Below are 16439 nucleotides of genomic sequence, written 5' to 3' on the forward strand. Positions count from 1 at the left end.
ACCCTGATCCACCCGATCGCGATGGACGACGGTCTGCGTTTCGCAATCCGTGAAGGCGGCCGTACTGTAGGCGCGGGCGTTGTAGCAAAAGTTCTGGGCTAATTACTCGTTAATTAGTTTTGAATTGAAAAGGGCGCTAAGGCGCCCTTTTTGCTGCCTGCCTTCTTGCTGTCTGCCATCATATTTGTTCGCATTTTTTCTCATTATCCCACCATACAAAGGTCGCTGTGCTATTGTAATCATAACTATTCTCATTTACACTTTGCGCATAAATTGAACGGGAGTGATTATGTACGTTTGTTTGTGTAATGGTGTAAGTGATAAAAAAATTCGCCAGGCTGTACGCCAGTTCCATCCTCAATCATTCCAGCAATTGCGCAAGTTTATTCCTGTGGGAAATCAGTGTGGTAAGTGCGTACGCGCTGCTCGCGAAATCATGCAGGATGAGTTGCTGCAGATCCCGGAATATAAAGAAACCGCCTGAGTCTTCTGCTTTTTTTTGACTTCCCTGTAGCCCGATCTACGCTTCAATGAGTGGAAGCGGAGGGACTATAATGAAAGGTGATGTCAAAGTTATAAATTATCTCAATAAGTTATTGGGAAACGAGCTTGTCGCAATCAACCAGTATTTTCTCCATGCGAGAATGTTCAAGAACTGGGGTCTGATGCGCCTTAATGATGTTGAATATCATGAATCCATCGATGAAATGAAACACGCCGATAAATACATCGAGCGTATTTTGTTTCTTGAAGGCATTCCAAATCTGCAAGATCTGGGCAAACTCGGTATCGGTGAAGACGTTGAAGAGATGCTACAGTCCGATTTACGACTGGAGCTGGAAGGCGCCAGAGATTTGCGTGAAGCCATTGCCTATGCTGACAGCGTGCATGATTATGTCAGCCGGGACATGATGATTGAAATCCTGGCCGATGAAGAAGGCCACATTGACTGGCTGGAAACCGAGCTGGACCTTATCGGTAAGATTGGTTTGCAGAACTATCTCCAGTCGCAAATCAAGGTTCAAGATTAACCATCGTCCTAAAGATGCTTTGGTAAGCCATGAACAAACCCGCGCCCGCCAGGAATGGACCAAAAGGCAGCGGGTTTTTTATTATCTGCATGCTTCTGCGTCTTATGGACATAAGGCAAGCGGCGCCGGACGCAAGTGATGCGGCAACAAAGACAAGCATGGGTAAGGCTTCCCAGCCATGCCAGGCACCCAGGGCCGCCAGAAATTTCACATCACCATAGCCGAGTCCTTCCTTATTACGTAGGAAGCGATACCCCCAATAAAGTGCCGCGAATCCGACATAACCCGCGATAGCCCCTAATACCTTTTCCTGTAACAGCATGGGATGGAACCAGCCACAATAAAACAGCCCACTCCAGAGAAGAGGGCAGGTGAAGCGATCGGGTAGAAGGCCCTGCCGGACGTCATACCAAACCAGCAATGTATTAAGCACAAGATAAATAGATATAAAGAGAATTGTACCTGCCATATAACCTCCGCATGTTCGCTGGCGATTAAGCATCAGCGACAGATATAAACGGCAAAAGAGGGGCAAGCGCGCTCTTGCGTACAAGCTCCAGAAAAAGATAACTGCCTTGCATAGCGCGGCAAGCAATGTGCGACGCTTCACGCACAGGCGTTTAATTTATAAACGCCCCTTGCGTAAATGCGAGATTTACGTATAATGCGCGGGCTTGTCGTAATTGACGGCTGGTTCGATATGAACCCTGATAGCGCATTTGGCTATCAAACAATGCTCCCAATCGGGGGGCTATGTAAGAACGGTTACACTCTCCCATCAATCGTAATGGGTATGAGGAGTAATCATTTCGTCTATAAAATAATTGGAGCTCTGGTCTCATGCAGAACCAAAGAATCCGTATCCGCCTGAAAGCGTTTGATCATCGTCTGATCGATCAATCAACCGCGGAAATCGTCGAGACTGCTAAGCGCACTGGTGCGCAAGTCCGTGGTCCGATCCCGCTGCCGACCCGCAAAGAGCGCTTCACCGTTCTGATCTCCCCGCACGTCAACAAAGACGCGCGCGATCAGTACGAAATCCGCACTCACAAGCGTCTGGTTGACATCGTTGAGCCAACCGAGAAAACCGTTGATGCTCTGATGCGTCTGGACCTGGCTGCCGGTGTAGACGTGCAGATCAGCCTGGGTTAATCAGGTCATCGAGCGATTGAGAGGTTGAAACAATGATTGGTTTAGTCGGTAAAAAAGTGGGTATGACCCGCATCTTCACTGAAGATGGCGTATCTATCCCAGTAACCGTAATCGAAGTTGAAGCAAACCGCGTTACTCAGGTTAAAGATCTGGCTAACGATGGCTACCGCGCTGTTCAGGTTACCACTGGTGCTAAAAAAGCTAACCGTGTAACCAAGCCGGAAGCGGGTCACTTCGCTAAAGCTGGCGTAGAAGCTGGCCGTGGTCTGTGGGAATTCCGTCTTGCTGACGGCGAAGAGTTCACCGTAGGTCAGAGCATTAGCGTTGAGCTGTTTGCCGAAGTTAAAAAAGTTGACGTAACTGGCACCTCTAAAGGTAAAGGTTTCGCAGGTACCGTTAAGCGCTGGAACTTCCGTACCCAGGACGCTACCCACGGTAACTCCTTGTCTCACCGCGTTCCGGGTTCTATCGGTCAGAACCAGACTCCGGGCAAAGTGTTCAAAGGCAAGAAAATGGCAGGTCAGCTGGGTAACGAACGTGTCACTGTTCAGAGCCTGGACGTAGTACGTGTTGACGCTGAGCGCAACCTGCTGCTGGTTAAAGGTGCGGTCCCGGGTGCAACCGGTAGCGACCTGATCGTTAAACCAGCTGTGAAGGCGTGAGGAGATAGCAATGGAATTAGTATTGAAAGACGCGCAGAGCGCGCTGACTGTTTCCGAAACTACCTTCGGTCGTGATTTTAACGAAGCGCTGGTACACCAGGTTGTTGTTGCTTATGCAGCTGGTGCACGTCAGGGTTCTCGTGCTCAGAAGACTCGTGCTGAAGTAACTGGTTCCGGTAAAAAACCGTGGCGCCAGAAAGGTACCGGCCGTGCGCGTTCTGGTTCTATCAAGAGCCCGATCTGGCGTTCTGGTGGCGTAACTTTCGCTGCGCGTCCGCAGGACCACAGTCAAAAAGTTAACAAAAAGATGTACCGCGGCGCGCTGAAAAGCATTCTGTCCGAACTGGTACGTCAGGATCGTCTGATCGTTGTCGAATCTTTCTCTGTAGAAGCGCCTAAAACTAAGCTGCTGGCACAGAAACTGAAAGACATGGCTCTGGAAGATGTGCTGATCATCACCGGTGAGCTGGACGAAAACCTGTTCCTGGCTGCGCGCAACCTGCACAAGGTTGACGTACGCGATGCAACTGGTATCGACCCGGTTAGCCTGATCGCCTTCGACAAAGTCGTAATGACTGCTGATGCTGTTAAGCAAGTTGAGGAGATGCTGGCATGATTCGTGAAGAACGTCTGCTGAAGGTGCTGCGCGCACCGCACGTTTCTGAAAAAGCGTCTACTGCGATGGAAAAAACTAACACCATCGTTCTCAAAGTTGCTAAAGACGCGACCAAAGCAGAAATCAAAGCTGCTGTGCAGAAACTGTTTGAAGTCGAAGTCGAAGTCGTTAACACCCTGGTTGTTAAAGGGAAAGTTAAACGTCACGGACAGCGTATCGGTCGTCGTAGCGACTGGAAAAAAGCTTACGTCACCCTGAAAGAAGGCCAGAATCTGGACTTCGTTGGCGGCGCTGAGTAAGTCGGAGGAGTAATACAATGGCAGTTGTTAAATGTAAACCGACATCTCCGGGTCGTCGCCACGTAGTTAAAGTGGTTAACCCTGAGCTGCACAAGGGCAAACCTTTTGCTCCGCTGCTGGAAAAAAACAGCAAATCCGGTGGTCGTAACAACAATGGCCGTATCACCACTCGTCACATCGGTGGTGGCCACAAGCAGGCTTATCGTCTGGTTGACTTCAAACGCAACAAAGACGGTATCCCGGCAGTTGTTGAGCGTCTTGAGTACGATCCGAACCGTTCCGCGAACATCGCGCTGGTTCTGTACAAAGATGGCGAACGCCGTTACATCCTGGCCCCTAAAGGCCTGAAAGCTGGCGACCAGATTCAGTCTGGCGTTGATGCTGCAATCAAAGCAGGCAACACCCTGCCGATGCGCAATATCCCGGTTGGTTCTACCGTTCATAACGTAGAAATGAAACCAGGTAAAGGCGGTCAGCTGGCACGTTCCGCTGGTACTTACGTTCAGATCGTTGCTCGTGATGGTGCTTATGTCACCCTGCGTCTGCGTTCTGGTGAAATGCGTAAAGTCGAAGCAGACTGCCGCGCTACTCTGGGCGAAGTTGGCAATGCTGAGCATATGCTGCGCGTTCTGGGTAAAGCAGGTGCTGCACGCTGGCGTGGTGTTCGTCCTACCGTTCGCGGTACTGCGATGAACCCAGTCGACCACCCACATGGTGGTGGTGAAGGTCGTAACTTTGGTAAGCACCCGGTAACTCCGTGGGGCGTTCAGACCAAAGGTAAGAAGACCCGCAGCAACAAGCGTACTGATAAATTTATCGTACGTCGCCGTAGCAAATAATATTAGAGGATAAGCCATGCCACGTTCTCTCAAGAAAGGTCCTTTTATTGACCTGCACTTGCTGAAGAAGGTAGAGAAAGCGGTGGAAAGCGGAGACAAGAAGCCCCTGCGCACTTGGTCCCGTCGTTCAACGATCTTTCCTAACATGATCGGTTTGACCATCGCTGTCCATAATGGTCGTCAGCACGTTCCGGTATTTGTTTCCGACGAAATGGTCGGTCACAAACTGGGTGAATTCGCACCGACTCGTACTTATCGCGGCCACGCTGCTGATAAAAAAGCGAAGAAGAAATAAGGTAGGAGGAAGAGATGGAAACTTTAGCTCAACATCGCCATGCTCGTTCTTCTGCTCAGAAGGTACGCCTTGTTGCTGACCTGATTCGCGGTAAGAAAGTGTCGCAGGCCCTGGATATTCTGACCTACACCAATAAGAAAGCGGCTGTACTGGTCAAGAAAGTTCTGGAATCTGCCATTGCTAACGCTGAACACAACGATGGCGCTGACATTGACGATCTGAAAGTTGCGAAAATTTTCGTAGACGAAGGCCCGAGCATGAAGCGCATTATGCCGCGTGCAAAAGGTCGTGCAGATCGCATCCTGAAGCGCACCAGCCACATTACTGTGGTTGTGTCCGATCGCTGAGACTCTGGAGACTAGCAATGGGTCAGAAAGTACATCCTAATGGTATTCGCCTGGGTATTGTCAAACCTTGGAACTCTACCTGGTTCGCGAACACCAAAGAATTCGCTGACAACCTGGACAGCGATTTTAAAGTACGCCAGTACCTGACTAAGGAACTGGCTAAAGCGTCCGTATCTCGTATCGTTATCGAGCGTCCGGCTAAGAGCATCCGTGTGACCATTCACACCGCTCGCCCGGGTATCGTTATCGGTAAGAAAGGCGAAGACGTAGAAAAACTGCGCAAGGTCGTAGCGGATATCGCTGGCGTTCCTGCTCAGATCAATATCGCCGAAGTTCGTAAACCTGAACTGGACGCAAAACTGGTTGCTGACAGCATCACTTCTCAGCTGGAACGTCGTGTAATGTTCCGTCGTGCTATGAAGCGTGCTGTACAGAACGCAATGCGTCTGGGCGCTAAAGGTATCAAAGTTGAAGTTAGCGGCCGTCTGGGCGGCGCGGAAATCGCACGTACTGAATGGTACCGCGAAGGTCGTGTTCCGCTGCACACTCTGCGTGCTGACATTGACTACAACACCTCTGAAGCGCACACCACTTATGGTGTAATCGGCGTTAAAGTGTGGATCTTCAAAGGTGAGATCCTTGGTGGTATGGCTGCTGTTGAACAACCGGAAAAACCGGCTGCTCAACCGAAAAAGCAGCAGCGTAAAGGCCGTAAATAAGGAGCGTCGCTGATGTTACAACCAAAGCGTACAAAATTCCGTAAGGTGCACAAAGGCCGCAACCGTGGTCTGGCGCAGGGCACGGATGTGAGCTTCGGCACTTACGGTCTGAAAGCTGTTGGCCGTGGTCGTCTGACCGCTCGTCAGATTGAAGCAGCACGTCGTGCCATGACACGTGCAGTTAAGCGTCAGGGTAAGATCTGGATCCGTGTATTCCCGGACAAACCGATCACCGAGAAGCCGCTGGAAGTTCGTATGGGTAAAGGTAAAGGTAACGTGGAGTATTGGGTTGCCTTGATTCAGCCGGGTAAAGTCCTGTATGAAATGGACGGCGTTCCGGAAGAGCTGGCCCGTGAAGCCTTCGAGCTGGCAGCAGCAAAACTGCCGATTAAAACCACCTTTGTAACTAAGACGGTGATGTAATGAAAGCAAATGAGCTGCGTGAAAAAAGCGTTGAAGAGCTGAACGCTGAGCTGCTGAACCTGCTGCGTGAGCAGTTCAACCTGCGTATGCAGGCTGCAAGTGGCCAGCTGCAACAGACTCACCTGCTGAAGCAGGTTCGTCGTGATGTTGCACGCGTTAAGACTTTACTGACTCAGAAGGCGGGTGCGTAATGACCGATAAAATCCGTACTCTGCAAGGTCGCGTAGTTAGCGACAAAATGGAGAAATCCATTGTTGTTGCTATCGAACGTTTTGTGAAACACCCGATCTACGGTAAATTCATCAAGCGTACGACCAAACTGCACGTACATGACGAGAACAACGAATGCGGTATCGGCGACGTGGTTGAAATCCGCGAATGCCGTCCGCTGTCCAAGACCAAGTCCTGGACGCTGGTTCGCGTTGTAGAGAAAGCGGTTCTGTAATACAGTACGCATTCTCAATAATAAACGGTCCAGCGATGGGCCGTTTATTTTTTCTACCCATATCTAAGAAGCGGTGTTATAATGCCGCGCCCCCGATATGGGGCTTTTTTAACGACCCGTTTTTAGGGTCTCAGTAGTAGTTGACATTAGCGGAGCACTAAAATGATCCAAGAACAGACTATGCTGACCGTCGCCGACAACTCCGGTGCACGTCGCGTAATGTGTATCAAGGTTCTGGGTGGCTCGCACCGTCGCTACGCAGGCGTAGGCGACATCATCAAGATCACCATCAAAGAAGCAATTCCGCGTGGTAAGGTCAAAAAAGGTGATGTGCTGAAGGCGGTAGTGGTGCGCACCAAGAAGGGTGTTCGTCGCCCGGACGGTTCTGTCATTCGCTTCGATGGTAATGCATGCGTTATTTTAAACAATAACAGCGAGCAGCCTATCGGTACGCGTATTTTTGGGCCGGTAACTCGTGAACTTCGCAACGAGAAGTTCATGAAAATTATCTCTCTGGCACCAGAAGTACTCTAAGGAGCGAATCATGGCAGCGAAAATCCGTCGTGATGACGAAGTTATCGTGTTAACCGGTAAAGATAAAGGTAAACGCGGTAAAGTTAAGAATGTCCTGTCTTCCGGCAAGGTCATTGTTGAAGGTATCAACCTGGTTAAGAAACATCAGAAGCCGGTTCCGGCCCTGAACCAACCAGGCGGCATTGTTGAGAAAGAAGCAGCTATTCAGATCTCTAACATTGCACTCTTCAATGCGGCAACCGGCAAGGCTGACCGTGTAGGCTTTAGATTCGAAGACGGCAAAAAAGTCCGTTTCTTCAAGTCTAACAGCGAAACTATCAAGTAATTTGGAGTAGTACGATGGCGAAACTGCATGATTACTACAAAGACGAAGTAGTTAACAAACTCATGACTGAGTTTAACTACAATTCTGTCATGCAAGTCCCTCGGGTCGAGAAGATCACCCTGAACATGGGTGTTGGTGAAGCGATCGCTGACAAGAAACTGCTGGATAACGCAGCAGCTGACCTGGCAGCAATCTCCGGTCAAAAACCGTTGATCACCAAAGCACGCAAATCTGTTGCAGGCTTCAAAATCCGTCAGGGCTATCCGATCGGCTGTAAAGTAACTCTGCGTGGCGAACGCATGTGGGAGTTCTTTGAGCGCCTGATCACTATTGCTGTACCGCGTATCCGTGACTTCCGTGGCTTGTCCGCTAAGTCTTTCGACGGTCGTGGTAACTACAGCATGGGTGTCCGTGAGCAGATCATCTTCCCAGAAATCGACTACGATAAAGTCGACCGCGTGCGTGGTTTGGATATTACCATTACCACTACTGCGAAATCTGATGAAGAAGGCCGTGCTCTGCTGGCTGCCTTTGACTTCCCGTTCCGCAAGTAAGGTAGGGTTACTTAATGGCTAAGCAATCAATGAAAGCACGCGAAGTAAAGCGCGTAGCTTTAGCTGATAAATTCTTCGCTAAACGCGCTGAACTGAAAGCTATCATCTCTGATGTGAACGCAACCGACGAAGATCGTTGGAATGCCGTTCTCAAGCTGCAGACTCTGCCGCGTGATTCCAGCCCGTCTCGTCAGCGTAATCGCTGCCGTCAAACTGGTCGTCCGCACGCTTTCCTGCGGAAGTTCGGGTTGAGCCGTATTAAGGTCCGTGAAGCCGCTATGCGCGGTGAAATCCCGGGTCTGAAAAAGGCTAGCTGGTAATTGTCACCAATTGAATCACGGGAGTAAAGACAGATGAGCATGCAAGATCCGATCGCGGATATGCTGACCCGTATCCGTAACGGTCAGGCCGCGAACAAAGCTGCGGTCACCATGCCTTCCTCCAAGCTGAAAGTGGCAATTGCCAACGTGCTGAAGGAAGAAGGTTTTATTGAAGATTTCAAAATCGAAGGCGACACCAAGCCTGAACTGGAAGTAGCTCTTAAATACTTCCAGGGCAAAGCTGTTGTAGAAAGCATTCAGCGTGTCAGCCGCCCAGGTCTGCGCATCTATAAGAAAAAAGATGAGCTGCCGAAAGTTATGGGTGGTCTGGGTATTGCAGTTGTTTCTACCTCTAAAGGTGTTATGACTGATCGTGCAGCGCGCCAGGCTGGTCTTGGTGGCGAAATTATCTGCTACGTAGCCTAATCGGAGGAAAAAATGTCTCGTGTTGCTAAAGCACCGGTCGTTATTCCTGCCGGCGTTGATGTAAAACTCAACGGTCAGGTTATCACGATCAAAGGTAAAAACGGCGAGCTGACTCGTACTCTCAACGATGCTGTTGAAGTGAAACATGCAGATAACGCTCTGACTTTCGGTCCGCGTGATGGTTACGCAGACGGTTGGGCTCAGGCTGGTACCGCGCGTGCCCTGCTGAACTCAATGGTTATCGGTGTTACCGAAGGCTTCACTAAGAAGCTGCAGCTGGTTGGTGTAGGTTACCGTGCAGCGGTTAAAGGGAATGCAGTAAACCTGGCTTTAGGTTTCTCTCATCCTGTTGACCATCAACTGCCGGCTGGCATCACTGCAGAGTGCCCGACTCAAACTGAAATCGTGCTGAAAGGCGCTGATAAACAGTTGATCGGTCAGGTTGCAGCTGATCTGCGCGCCTACCGTCGTCCTGAGCCTTACAAAGGCAAGGGTGTTCGTTACGCCGACGAAGTCGTGCGTACCAAAGAGGCTAAGAAGAAGTAAGGTAACACTATGGATAAGAAATCTGCTCGTATCCGTCGTGCGACCCGCGCACGCCGCAAGCTCAAAGAGCTGGGCGCAACTCGCCTGGTGGTACATCGTACCCCGCGTCATATTTACGCACAGGTAATTGCACCGAACGGTTCTGAAGTTCTGGTAGCTGCTTCTACTGTAGAAAAAGCTATCTCTGAACAACTGAAGTACACCGGTAACAAAGACGCGGCTGCAGCTGTGGGTAAAGCTGTCGCTGAACGCGCTCTGGAAAAAGGCATCAAAGATGTGTCCTTTGACCGTTCCGGGTTCCAATATCATGGTCGTGTCCAGGCACTGGCAGATGCTGCCCGTGAAGCTGGCCTTCAGTTCTAAGGTAGAGGTGTAAGATGGCTCACATCGAAAAACAAGCTGGCGAACTGCAGGAAAAGCTGATCGCGGTAAACCGCGTATCTAAAACCGTTAAAGGTGGTCGTATTTTCTCCTTCACAGCTCTGACTGTGGTAGGTGACGGTAACGGTCGCGTAGGTTTTGGTTACGGTAAAGCGCGTGAAGTTCCAGCAGCGATCCAGAAAGCGATGGAAAAAGCCCGTCGCAATATGATTAACGTCGCGCTGAACCACGGCACCCTGCAGCACCCGGTTAAGGGTACTCACACGGGTTCTCGTGTATTCATGCAGCCGGCTTCCGAAGGTACCGGTATCATCGCCGGTGGTGCAATGCGCGCCGTTCTGGAAGTCGCTGGGGTTCATAACGTTCTGGCTAAAGCATATGGTTCCACCAACCCGATCAACGTGGTTCGTGCAACTATTGATGGCCTGGAAAATATGAATTCTCCAGAAATGGTCGCTGCCAAGCGTGGTAAATCCGTTGAAGAAATTCTGGGGAAATAAACCATGGCAAAGACTATTAAAATTACTCAAACCCGCAGTGCAATCGGTCGTCTGCCGAAACACAAGGCAACGCTGCTTGGCCTGGGTCTGCGTCGTATTGGTCACACCGTAGAGCGCGAGGATACTCCTGCTGTTCGTGGTATGGTCAACGCGGTTTCCTTCATGGTTAAAGTTGAGGAGTAAGAGATGCGTTTAAATACTCTGTCTCCGGCCGAAGGCTCCAAAAAGGCGGGTAAACGCCTGGGTCGTGGTATCGGTTCTGGCCTCGGTAAAACCGGTGGTCGTGGTCACAAAGGTCAGAACTCTCGTTCTGGCGGTGGCGTACGTCGCGGTTTCGAGGGTGGTCAGATGCCTCTGTACCGTCGTCTGCCGAAATTCGGTTTCACTTCTCGTAAAGCAATGATCACTGCAGAGGTCCGCCTCTCTGATCTGGCTAAAGTAGAAGGCGACGTAGTTGACCTGAACACGCTGAAAGCAGCAAACATTATCGGTATTCAGATCGAGTTCGCGAAAGTGATCCTGTCTGGTGAAGTTTCTACTCCGGTAACTGTTCGTGGCCTGCGTGTTACTAAAGGCGCTCGTGCTGCTATCGAAGCTGCTGGCGGTAAAATCGAGGAATAAGTAGCAGATGGCTAAACAACCGGGATTAGATTTTCAAAGTGCCAAAGGTGGCTTAGGCGAGCTGAAACGCAGACTGCTGTTTGTTATCGGTGCGCTTATTGTGTTCCGTATTGGCTCTTTTATTCCGATCCCTGGTATTGATGCCGCTGTACTTGCCAAACTGCTTGAGCAACAGCGAGGCACCATCATTGAAATGTTTAACATGTTCTCTGGTGGTGCTCTCAGCCGTGCTTCTATCTTCGCTCTGGGTATTATGCCGTACATCTCGGCATCAATTATTATCCAGCTGCTGACGGTCGTTCATCCGGCCCTGGCAGAACTGAAGAAAGAAGGGGAATCTGGTCGTCGTAAGATTAGCCAGTACACCCGTTACGGCACTCTGGTGCTGGCAATATTTCAGGCAACCGGTATTGCTACCGGTTTGCCGAATATGCCTGGTATGCAGGGCCTGGTTATTAACCCGGGCTTTGCATTCTATTTCACCGCTGTTGTGAGTCTGGTTACAGGGACAATGTTCCTGATGTGGCTCGGCGAACAGATTACTGAGCGTGGTATCGGTAACGGTATCTCAATCATTATCTTCGCCGGTATCGTTGCGGGACTCCCGCCAGCCATTGCCCATACTATCGAGCAAGCGCGTCAAGGCGACCTGCACTTCCTCCTGTTGCTGTTGGTTGCAGTATTAGTATTTGCAGTGACGTTCTTTGTTGTATTCGTTGAACGTGGTCAACGCCGCATTGTGGTAAACTACGCTAAACGTCAGCAGGGGCGTCGTGTCTATGCTGCTCAGAGCACACATTTGCCGCTGAAAGTGAATATGGCGGGGGTAATCCCGGCAATTTTCGCTTCCAGTATTATTCTGTTCCCGGCAACCATCGCGTCATGGTTCGGGGGCGGTACTGGTTGGAACTGGCTGACAACAATTTCGCTGTATTTGCAGCCTGGGCAACCGCTTTATGTGTTACTCTATGCGTCTGCAATCATCTTCTTCTGTTTCTTCTACACGGCGTTGGTTTTCAATCCGCGTGAAACAGCAGATAACCTGAAGAAGTCCGGTGCATTTGTACCAGGAATTCGTCCGGGAGAGCAAACGGCGAAGTATATCGATAAGGTAATGACACGCCTGACTTTGATTGGTGCGTTGTATATTACTTTTATCTGCCTGATCCCGGAGTTCATGCGTGATGCGATGAAAGTGCCGTTCTACTTCGGTGGGACCTCGCTGCTTATCGTTGTTGTCGTGATTATGGACTTTATGGCTCAAGTGCAAACTCTGATGATGTCAAGTCAGTACGAGTCTGCATTGAAGAAGGCGAACCTGAAAGGCTATGGCCGTTAATGGTCGCCCGAGAAGTTACGGAGAGTAAAAATGAAAGTTCGTGCTTCCGTCAAGAAATTATGCCGTAACTGCAAAATCGTTAAGCGTGATGGCGTCATCCGCGTGATTTGCAGTGCCGAGCCGAAACATAAACAGCGCCAAGGCTGATTATTTCGCATATTTTTCTTGCAAAGTTGGGTTGAGCTGGCTAGATTAGCCAGCCAATCTTTTGTATGTCTGTGCGTTTCCATTTGAGTATCCTGAAAACGGGCTTTTCAGCATGGTGCGTACAAGTAAAATTATAGGAGTGCATAGTGGCCCGTATAGCAGGCATTAACATTCCTGATCAGAAACATGCCGTGATCGCATTAACTTCGATCTACGGCGTCGGCAAGACCCGTTCCAAAGCCATCCTGGCTGCAGCGGGTATCGCTGAAGATGTTAAGATCAGTGAGCTGTCTGAAGAACAAATCGACACGCTGCGTGACGAAGTTGCCAAATTTGTCGTTGAAGGTGATCTGCGCCGTGAAATCAGCATGAGCATCAAGCGCCTGATGGATCTTGGTTGCTATCGCGGTTTGCGTCATCGTCGTGGTCTGCCAGTGCGCGGTCAGCGTACTAAGACCAACGCACGTACCCGTAAGGGTCCGCGCAAACCGATCAAGAAATAATCGGGGTGATTGAATAATGGCAAAGGCACCAATTCGTGCACGTAAACGTGTAAGAAAACAAGTCTCTGACGGCGTGGCTCATATCCATGCTTCTTTCAACAACACCATCGTTACTATTACTGATCGTCAGGGTAACGCATTGGGTTGGGCAACAGCCGGTGGTTCCGGTTTCCGTGGTTCTCGCAAATCCACTCCGTTCGCAGCTCAGGTTGCAGCAGAGCGTTGTGCAGAAGCCGTTAAAGAATACGGCATCAAGAATCTGGAAGTTATGGTCAAAGGTCCGGGTCCGGGTCGCGAATCTACTATTCGTGCTCTGAACGCCGCTGGTTTCCGCATCACTAATATTACTGATGTGACTCCGATCCCTCATAACGGTTGTCGTCCGCCGAAAAAACGTCGCGTATAACGCGCTCGTTTTCTAGGATTGTTGGAGAAAGAAAATGGCAAGATATTTGGGTCCTAAGCTCAAGCTGAGCCGTCGTGAGGGCACCGACTTATTCCTTAAGTCTGGCGTTCGCGCGATCGATACCAAGTGTAAAATTGAACAAGCTCCTGGCCAGCACGGTGCGCGTAAACCGCGTCTGTCTGACTATGGTGTGCAGTTGCGTGAAAAGCAAAAAGTTCGCCGTATCTACGGTGTGCTGGAGCGTCAGTTCCGTAACTACTATAAAGAAGCAGCACGTCTGAAAGGCAACACCGGTGAAAACCTGTTGGCTCTGCTGGAAGGTCGTCTGGACAACGTTGTATACCGTATGGGCTTCGGCGCCACTCGTGCAGAAGCACGCCAGCTGGTTAGCCACAAGGCTATCATGGTAAACGGTCGTGTTGTTAACATCGCTTCTTATCAGGTTAGTCCGAATGACGTTGTTAGCATTCGTGAGAAAGCGAAAAAGCAGTCTCGCGTGAAAGCCGCTCTGGAGCTGGCTGAGCAGCGTGAAAAGCCAACCTGGCTGGAAGTTGATGCTGGCAAGATGGAAGGCACGTTCAAGCGTAAGCCGGAGCGTTCTGATCTGTCTGCGGACATTAACGAACACCTGATCGTCGAGCTTTACTCCAAGTAAAGCTTAGTACCAAAGAGAGGACACAATGCAGGGTTCTGTGACAGAGTTTCTAAAACCGCGCCTGGTAGATATCGAGCAAGTGAGTTCGACGCACGCCAAGGTGACCCTTGAGCCTTTAGAGCGTGGCTTTGGCCATACTCTGGGTAACGCACTGCGCCGTATTCTGCTCTCATCGATGCCGGGTTGCGCGGTGACCGAGGTTGAGATTGATGGTGTACTTCATGAGTACAGCACCAAAGAAGGCGTTCAGGAAGATATCCTTGAAATCCTGCTCAACCTGAAAGGGCTGGCGGTGAGAGTTCAGGGTAAAGATGATGTTATTCTTACTCTGAATAAATCTGGCATTGGCCCTGTGACTGCAGCCGACATTACCCACGACGGTGATGTCGAAATCGTCAAGCCGCAGCACGTGATCTGCCACCTGACCGATGAGAACGCGTCTATTAGCATGCGTATCAAAGTTCAGCGCGGTCGTGGTTATGTGCCGGCTTCTGCCCGAATTCATTCGGAAGAAGATGAGCGCCCAATCGGCCGTCTGCTGGTCGACGCATGCTACAGCCCTGTAGAGCGTATTGCCTACAATGTTGAAGCAGCGCGTGTAGAACAGCGTACCGACCTGGACAAGCTGGTCATCGAAATGGAAACCAACGGCACAATCGATCCTGAAGAGGCGATTCGTCGTGCGGCCACCATTCTGGCTGAACAACTGGAAGCTTTCGTTGATTTACGTGATGTACGTCAGCCGGAAGTGAAAGAAGAGAAACCAGAATTCGATCCGATCCTGCTGCGCCCTGTTGACGATCTGGAATTGACTGTCCGCTCTGCTAACTGCCTCAAGGCAGAAGCTATCCACTATATCGGTGATCTGGTACAGCGTACCGAGGTTGAGTTGCTGAAAACGCCGAACCTGGGTAAAAAATCTCTCACCGAGATTAAAGATGTGCTGGCCTCACGTGGTCTGTCTCTGGGCATGCGCCTGGAAAACTGGCCGCCGGCAAGCATTGCTGACGAGTAACCGGATCACAGGTTAAGGTTTTACTGAGAAGGATAAGGTCATGCGCCATCGTAAGAGTGGTCGTCAACTGAACCGCAACAGCAGCCATCGCCAGGCTATGTTCCGCAACATGGCAGGTTCGCTGGTTCGTCATGAAATCATCAAGACGACCCTGCCGAAAGCGAAAGAACTGCGTCGCGTAGTTGAGCCGCTGATTACTCTTGCCAAGACTGATAGCGTTGCTAATCGTCGTCTGGCATTCGCCCGCACTCGTGATAACGAGATCGTGGCAAAACTGTTTAACGAACTGGGCCCGCGTTTCGCGAGCCGTGCCGGTGGTTACACTCGCATTCTGAAGTGTGGCTTCCGTGCAGGCGACAATGCGCCGATGGCATACATCGAGCTGGTTGATCGTTCTGAATCGAAAGCAGAAGCTGCTGCAGAGTAATCTGCAGTAACGTAAGAAAACCCGCTTCGGCGGGTTTTTTTATACCCGCAAAACCTCCATATTCTCTACAATGTCTATAAGTTTTTCGTTCCTCTCCTGGAGGTGGTATGTGGTTACTTGACCAGTGGGCAGAACGACATATCCTCGATGCGCAGAAAAAAGGTGAATTTGAGCATTTGCCTGGTAACGGTAAACCGCTTGTCCTGGACGATGATTCGTATGTCCCGCCTGAACTACGCGCAGGGTTTCGTTTACTCAAAAATGCGGGCTGTCTTCCGCCTGAACTTGAATATCGTAAAGAAGCACTCGCTTTGTCAGACTTACTGGCTCATATACACCAGGATCATCCGGATTATCATGAAGTAAGTCGAAGATTGACGCTTCTGGAGCTGAAATTGAAGCAAGCTGGACTAAGTACGGAATTCCTTCGCGGCGAATATGCGGAAAAATTAATGCTGAAATTAGATGAGGAGTAGAGATGTTTCGCATTGGAGAATTAGCCAAACTGGCTGACGTTACCCCGGACACCATTCGCTACTATGAAAAACAGCAGATGATGGATCACGAGATCAGAACGGAGGGTGGCTTTCGCCTTTATTCGGACAATGACTTACAGCGTCTGAAATTTATCCGACATGCACGCCAGCTTGGATTTACGCTTGAGTCTATTCGTGAATTGCTCTCTATCCGTATCGATCCTGAGCATCACACTTGCCAGGAATCCAAGAGCATTGTTCAGGCGCGATTGAGCGAGGTTGAAGCGAGAATTCAGGAATTGCAGATTATGCAACGCTCTCTACAGAAATTGAATGATGCTTGCTGTGGGAGTGCGCACAGTAGCGTCTATTGCTCAATACTCGAAGCCCTGGAGCAGGGGGCCAGCAGCGCTCCTTAGGGACATTGATTTTTGTT

At 50.3% G+C, this 16439-nt stretch carries 34 protein-coding genes; 33 read left to right on the forward strand and 1 reads right to left on the reverse strand.

Annotated features, from left to right (window positions below; genetic code table 11):
• The 3 genes from ABIB59_RS25970 to bfr form a co-directional block, all read left to right on the forward strand.
• Nucleotides 1-102 (forward strand): EF-Tu C-terminal domain-related protein (locus ABIB59_RS25970; protein WP_023167409.1); only part of this gene is annotated, 102 nt, incomplete at its 5' end.
• A 187-nt stretch (nt 103-289) separates the two neighbouring features.
• Nucleotides 290-484: a bacterioferritin-associated ferredoxin gene (bfd, locus tag ABIB59_RS25975; protein WP_039076808.1), complete on the forward strand. Its 195-nt coding sequence runs from the start codon at nt 290-292 to the stop codon at nt 482-484.
• Nucleotides 485-554: 70 nt separating this feature from the next.
• Nucleotides 555-1031, forward strand: a complete 477-nt coding sequence (gene bfr / locus ABIB59_RS25980; RefSeq protein WP_039076809.1) for a bacterioferritin — start codon at nt 555-557, stop codon at nt 1029-1031.
• On the opposite strand, the gene ABIB59_RS25985 is transcribed toward bfr, so the two are convergent.
• Nucleotides 1015-1500, reverse strand: coding sequence for a prepilin peptidase (locus ABIB59_RS25985; protein ID WP_079498859.1), 486 nt, complete (start codon nt 1498-1500; stop codon nt 1015-1017). The two genes, bfr and ABIB59_RS25985, sit on opposite strands and share 17 nt — an antisense overlap.
• A 371-nt stretch (nt 1501-1871) precedes the next feature.
• Between ABIB59_RS25985 and rpsJ the strand changes: the two genes are divergently transcribed.
• The 30 genes from rpsJ (at nt 1872) to zntR (ending at nt 16422) form a co-directional block, all read left to right on the forward strand.
• Nucleotides 1872-2183, forward strand: coding sequence for a 30S ribosomal protein S10 (rpsJ, locus tag ABIB59_RS25990; RefSeq protein ID WP_001181005.1), 312 nt, complete (start codon nt 1872-1874; stop codon nt 2181-2183).
• Between the two features lie 32 nt (nt 2184-2215).
• Nucleotides 2216-2845: a 50S ribosomal protein L3 gene (rplC, locus tag ABIB59_RS25995; RefSeq protein WP_039076811.1), complete on the forward strand. Its 630-nt coding sequence runs from the start codon at nt 2216-2218 to the stop codon at nt 2843-2845.
• A gap of 10 nt (nt 2846-2855) precedes the next feature.
• A complete protein-coding gene (rplD, locus tag ABIB59_RS26000) occupies nt 2856-3461 on the forward strand; it encodes a 50S ribosomal protein L4 (RefSeq protein WP_039076812.1) in 606 nt (201 codons plus the stop codon).
• Nucleotides 3458-3760, forward strand: a complete 303-nt coding sequence (gene rplW / locus ABIB59_RS26005) for a 50S ribosomal protein L23 (RefSeq protein ID WP_000617546.1) — start codon at nt 3458-3460, stop codon at nt 3758-3760. Before rplD ends, rplW begins: the two co-directional genes overlap by 4 nt.
• Nucleotides 3761-3777: 17 nt before the next feature.
• The gene (gene rplB / locus ABIB59_RS26010; RefSeq protein ID WP_039076813.1) at nt 3778-4599 is read left to right on the forward strand and encodes a 50S ribosomal protein L2; all 822 of its coding nucleotides are present in this window, start codon (nt 3778-3780) and stop codon (nt 4597-4599) included.
• Nucleotides 4600-4615: 16 nt separating this feature from the next.
• On the forward strand, nt 4616-4894 hold the full coding sequence (gene rpsS / locus ABIB59_RS26015) for a 30S ribosomal protein S19 (RefSeq protein WP_001138115.1): 279 nt from the start codon (nt 4616-4618) through the stop codon (nt 4892-4894).
• A 14-nt stretch (nt 4895-4908) separates the two neighbouring features.
• A complete protein-coding gene (gene rplV, locus ABIB59_RS26020) occupies nt 4909-5241 on the forward strand; it encodes a 50S ribosomal protein L22 (protein ID WP_002919773.1) in 333 nt (110 codons plus the stop codon).
• A gap of 17 nt (nt 5242-5258) precedes the next feature.
• Complete coding sequence (gene rpsC, locus ABIB59_RS26025) at nt 5259-5960, forward strand: 30S ribosomal protein S3 (protein ID WP_000529945.1); 702 nt, start codon at nt 5259-5261, stop codon at nt 5958-5960.
• 12 nt (nt 5961-5972) lie between these two features.
• A complete protein-coding gene (gene rplP / locus ABIB59_RS26030; protein WP_007369814.1) occupies nt 5973-6383 on the forward strand; it encodes a 50S ribosomal protein L16 in 411 nt (136 codons plus the stop codon).
• Nucleotides 6383-6574 (forward strand): 50S ribosomal protein L29, encoded by a 192-nt coding sequence (gene rpmC, locus ABIB59_RS26035; protein ID WP_032614707.1) that lies wholly within the window; start codon nt 6383-6385, stop codon nt 6572-6574. The genes rplP and rpmC overlap by 1 nt, the downstream gene beginning before the upstream one ends.
• Nucleotides 6574-6828 (forward strand): 30S ribosomal protein S17, encoded by a 255-nt coding sequence (rpsQ, locus tag ABIB59_RS26040; RefSeq protein WP_000130100.1) that lies wholly within the window; start codon nt 6574-6576, stop codon nt 6826-6828. The genes rpmC and rpsQ overlap by 1 nt, the downstream gene beginning before the upstream one ends.
• 162 nt (nt 6829-6990) lie before the next feature.
• Complete coding sequence (gene rplN / locus ABIB59_RS26045) at nt 6991-7362, forward strand: 50S ribosomal protein L14 (RefSeq protein WP_008457164.1); 372 nt, start codon at nt 6991-6993, stop codon at nt 7360-7362.
• A 10-nt stretch (nt 7363-7372) separates the two neighbouring features.
• Nucleotides 7373-7687 (forward strand): 50S ribosomal protein L24, encoded by a 315-nt coding sequence (gene rplX / locus ABIB59_RS26050; protein ID WP_035894981.1) that lies wholly within the window; start codon nt 7373-7375, stop codon nt 7685-7687.
• A 14-nt stretch (nt 7688-7701) separates the two neighbouring features.
• Nucleotides 7702-8241 (forward strand): 50S ribosomal protein L5, encoded by a 540-nt coding sequence (rplE, locus tag ABIB59_RS26055; RefSeq protein ID WP_007702494.1) that lies wholly within the window; start codon nt 7702-7704, stop codon nt 8239-8241.
• Between the two features lie 14 nt (nt 8242-8255).
• Nucleotides 8256-8561, forward strand: coding sequence for a 30S ribosomal protein S14 (gene rpsN / locus ABIB59_RS26060; protein ID WP_039076814.1), 306 nt, complete (start codon nt 8256-8258; stop codon nt 8559-8561).
• Between the two features lie 33 nt (nt 8562-8594).
• Nucleotides 8595-8987 carry a 30S ribosomal protein S8 gene (gene rpsH / locus ABIB59_RS26065; RefSeq protein ID WP_039076815.1) on the forward strand — a complete coding sequence of 131 codons (393 nt, stop codon included), beginning with the start codon at nt 8595-8597 and terminating at the stop codon, nt 8985-8987.
• Between the two features lie 12 nt (nt 8988-8999).
• A complete protein-coding gene (rplF, locus tag ABIB59_RS26070) occupies nt 9000-9533 on the forward strand; it encodes a 50S ribosomal protein L6 (RefSeq protein WP_039076816.1) in 534 nt (177 codons plus the stop codon).
• A gap of 9 nt (nt 9534-9542) precedes the next feature.
• The gene (rplR, locus tag ABIB59_RS26075; RefSeq protein ID WP_039076817.1) at nt 9543-9896 is read left to right on the forward strand and encodes a 50S ribosomal protein L18; all 354 of its coding nucleotides are present in this window, start codon (nt 9543-9545) and stop codon (nt 9894-9896) included.
• A gap of 14 nt (nt 9897-9910) precedes the next feature.
• Nucleotides 9911-10414, forward strand: a complete 504-nt coding sequence (rpsE, locus tag ABIB59_RS26080) for a 30S ribosomal protein S5 (RefSeq protein ID WP_039076818.1) — start codon at nt 9911-9913, stop codon at nt 10412-10414.
• 3 nt (nt 10415-10417) lie between these two features.
• On the forward strand, nt 10418-10597 hold the full coding sequence (rpmD, locus tag ABIB59_RS26085; protein ID WP_001140434.1) for a 50S ribosomal protein L30: 180 nt from the start codon (nt 10418-10420) through the stop codon (nt 10595-10597).
• Nucleotides 10598-10600: 3 nt separating this feature from the next.
• Nucleotides 10601-11035, forward strand: coding sequence for a 50S ribosomal protein L15 (rplO, locus tag ABIB59_RS26090; protein WP_039076819.1), 435 nt, complete (start codon nt 10601-10603; stop codon nt 11033-11035).
• 7 nt (nt 11036-11042) lie between these two features.
• Nucleotides 11043-12374, forward strand: coding sequence for a preprotein translocase subunit SecY (gene secY / locus ABIB59_RS26095; protein ID WP_039076820.1), 1332 nt, complete (start codon nt 11043-11045; stop codon nt 12372-12374).
• 30 nt (nt 12375-12404) lie between these two features.
• Nucleotides 12405-12521, forward strand: coding sequence for a 50S ribosomal protein L36 (gene rpmJ, locus ABIB59_RS26100; RefSeq protein ID WP_000868187.1), 117 nt, complete (start codon nt 12405-12407; stop codon nt 12519-12521).
• 146 nt (nt 12522-12667) lie between these two features.
• Nucleotides 12668-13024, forward strand: coding sequence for a 30S ribosomal protein S13 (rpsM, locus tag ABIB59_RS26105; protein WP_003863308.1), 357 nt, complete (start codon nt 12668-12670; stop codon nt 13022-13024).
• Between the two features lie 16 nt (nt 13025-13040).
• A complete protein-coding gene (rpsK, locus tag ABIB59_RS26110) occupies nt 13041-13430 on the forward strand; it encodes a 30S ribosomal protein S11 (protein WP_002919257.1) in 390 nt (129 codons plus the stop codon).
• Between the two features lie 34 nt (nt 13431-13464).
• Complete coding sequence (gene rpsD / locus ABIB59_RS26115) at nt 13465-14085, forward strand: 30S ribosomal protein S4 (RefSeq protein ID WP_000135224.1); 621 nt, start codon at nt 13465-13467, stop codon at nt 14083-14085.
• Between the two features lie 25 nt (nt 14086-14110).
• Nucleotides 14111-15100, forward strand: coding sequence for a DNA-directed RNA polymerase subunit alpha (locus ABIB59_RS26120; RefSeq protein ID WP_034461761.1), 990 nt, complete (start codon nt 14111-14113; stop codon nt 15098-15100).
• 40 nt (nt 15101-15140) lie between these two features.
• Entirely contained in the window at nt 15141-15527 is a 387-nt protein-coding gene (gene rplQ, locus ABIB59_RS26125) for a 50S ribosomal protein L17 (protein WP_001216372.1), read from the forward strand.
• Nucleotides 15528-15634: 107 nt separating this feature from the next.
• The gene (locus ABIB59_RS26130; protein ID WP_335256645.1) at nt 15635-16003 is read left to right on the forward strand and encodes a DnaJ family domain-containing protein; all 369 of its coding nucleotides are present in this window, start codon (nt 15635-15637) and stop codon (nt 16001-16003) included.
• Between the two features lie 2 nt (nt 16004-16005).
• Nucleotides 16006-16422, forward strand: coding sequence for a Zn(2+)-responsive transcriptional regulator (gene zntR, locus ABIB59_RS26135; RefSeq protein WP_039076822.1), 417 nt, complete (start codon nt 16006-16008; stop codon nt 16420-16422).
• The last annotated feature ends 17 nt before the right edge of the window (nt 16423-16439 follow it).

The organism is Citrobacter sp. UYEF32 (assembly GCF_040546205.1).
In the GTDB taxonomy this organism is placed as follows: Bacteria; Pseudomonadota; Gammaproteobacteria; order Enterobacterales; family Enterobacteriaceae; genus Phytobacter; species Phytobacter diazotrophicus.

Excerpts from the sequence above, each read along its gene's own strand:
- bfd (WP_039076808.1), top strand. The coding sequence starts at position 290 with ATGTACGTTTGTTTGTGTAATGGTGTAAGTGATAAAAAAATTCGCCAG.
- bfr (WP_039076809.1), top strand. The coding sequence starts at position 555 with ATGAAAGGTGATGTCAAAGTTATAAATTATCTCAATAAGTTATTGGGA.
- ABIB59_RS25985 (WP_079498859.1), bottom strand. The coding sequence starts at position 1,500 with ATGGCAGGTACAATTCTCTTTATATCTATTTATCTTGTGCTTAATACA.
- rpsJ (WP_001181005.1), top strand. The coding sequence starts at position 1,872 with ATGCAGAACCAAAGAATCCGTATCCGCCTGAAAGCGTTTGATCATCGT.
- rplC (WP_039076811.1), top strand. The coding sequence starts at position 2,216 with ATGATTGGTTTAGTCGGTAAAAAAGTGGGTATGACCCGCATCTTCACT.
- rplD (WP_039076812.1), top strand. The coding sequence starts at position 2,856 with ATGGAATTAGTATTGAAAGACGCGCAGAGCGCGCTGACTGTTTCCGAA.
- rplW (WP_000617546.1), top strand. The coding sequence starts at position 3,458 with ATGATTCGTGAAGAACGTCTGCTGAAGGTGCTGCGCGCACCGCACGTT.
- rplB (WP_039076813.1), top strand. The coding sequence starts at position 3,778 with ATGGCAGTTGTTAAATGTAAACCGACATCTCCGGGTCGTCGCCACGTA.
- rpsS (WP_001138115.1), top strand. The coding sequence starts at position 4,616 with ATGCCACGTTCTCTCAAGAAAGGTCCTTTTATTGACCTGCACTTGCTG.
- rplV (WP_002919773.1), top strand. The coding sequence starts at position 4,909 with ATGGAAACTTTAGCTCAACATCGCCATGCTCGTTCTTCTGCTCAGAAG.
- rpsC (WP_000529945.1), top strand. The coding sequence starts at position 5,259 with ATGGGTCAGAAAGTACATCCTAATGGTATTCGCCTGGGTATTGTCAAA.
- rplP (WP_007369814.1), top strand. The coding sequence starts at position 5,973 with ATGTTACAACCAAAGCGTACAAAATTCCGTAAGGTGCACAAAGGCCGC.
- rpmC (WP_032614707.1), top strand. The coding sequence starts at position 6,383 with ATGAAAGCAAATGAGCTGCGTGAAAAAAGCGTTGAAGAGCTGAACGCT.
- rpsQ (WP_000130100.1), top strand. The coding sequence starts at position 6,574 with ATGACCGATAAAATCCGTACTCTGCAAGGTCGCGTAGTTAGCGACAAA.
- rplN (WP_008457164.1), top strand. The coding sequence starts at position 6,991 with ATGATCCAAGAACAGACTATGCTGACCGTCGCCGACAACTCCGGTGCA.
- rplX (WP_035894981.1), top strand. The coding sequence starts at position 7,373 with ATGGCAGCGAAAATCCGTCGTGATGACGAAGTTATCGTGTTAACCGGT.
- rplE (WP_007702494.1), top strand. The coding sequence starts at position 7,702 with ATGGCGAAACTGCATGATTACTACAAAGACGAAGTAGTTAACAAACTC.
- rpsN (WP_039076814.1), top strand. The coding sequence starts at position 8,256 with ATGGCTAAGCAATCAATGAAAGCACGCGAAGTAAAGCGCGTAGCTTTA.
- rpsH (WP_039076815.1), top strand. The coding sequence starts at position 8,595 with ATGAGCATGCAAGATCCGATCGCGGATATGCTGACCCGTATCCGTAAC.
- rplF (WP_039076816.1), top strand. The coding sequence starts at position 9,000 with ATGTCTCGTGTTGCTAAAGCACCGGTCGTTATTCCTGCCGGCGTTGAT.
- rplR (WP_039076817.1), top strand. The coding sequence starts at position 9,543 with ATGGATAAGAAATCTGCTCGTATCCGTCGTGCGACCCGCGCACGCCGC.
- rpsE (WP_039076818.1), top strand. The coding sequence starts at position 9,911 with ATGGCTCACATCGAAAAACAAGCTGGCGAACTGCAGGAAAAGCTGATC.
- rpmD (WP_001140434.1), top strand. The coding sequence starts at position 10,418 with ATGGCAAAGACTATTAAAATTACTCAAACCCGCAGTGCAATCGGTCGT.
- rplO (WP_039076819.1), top strand. The coding sequence starts at position 10,601 with ATGCGTTTAAATACTCTGTCTCCGGCCGAAGGCTCCAAAAAGGCGGGT.
- secY (WP_039076820.1), top strand. The coding sequence starts at position 11,043 with ATGGCTAAACAACCGGGATTAGATTTTCAAAGTGCCAAAGGTGGCTTA.
- rpmJ (WP_000868187.1), top strand. The coding sequence starts at position 12,405 with ATGAAAGTTCGTGCTTCCGTCAAGAAATTATGCCGTAACTGCAAAATC.
- rpsK (WP_002919257.1), top strand. The coding sequence starts at position 13,041 with ATGGCAAAGGCACCAATTCGTGCACGTAAACGTGTAAGAAAACAAGTC.
- rpsD (WP_000135224.1), top strand. The coding sequence starts at position 13,465 with ATGGCAAGATATTTGGGTCCTAAGCTCAAGCTGAGCCGTCGTGAGGGC.
- ABIB59_RS26120 (WP_034461761.1), top strand. The coding sequence starts at position 14,111 with ATGCAGGGTTCTGTGACAGAGTTTCTAAAACCGCGCCTGGTAGATATC.
- rplQ (WP_001216372.1), top strand. The coding sequence starts at position 15,141 with ATGCGCCATCGTAAGAGTGGTCGTCAACTGAACCGCAACAGCAGCCAT.
- ABIB59_RS26130 (WP_335256645.1), top strand. The coding sequence starts at position 15,635 with ATGTGGTTACTTGACCAGTGGGCAGAACGACATATCCTCGATGCGCAG.
- zntR (WP_039076822.1), top strand. The coding sequence starts at position 16,006 with ATGTTTCGCATTGGAGAATTAGCCAAACTGGCTGACGTTACCCCGGAC.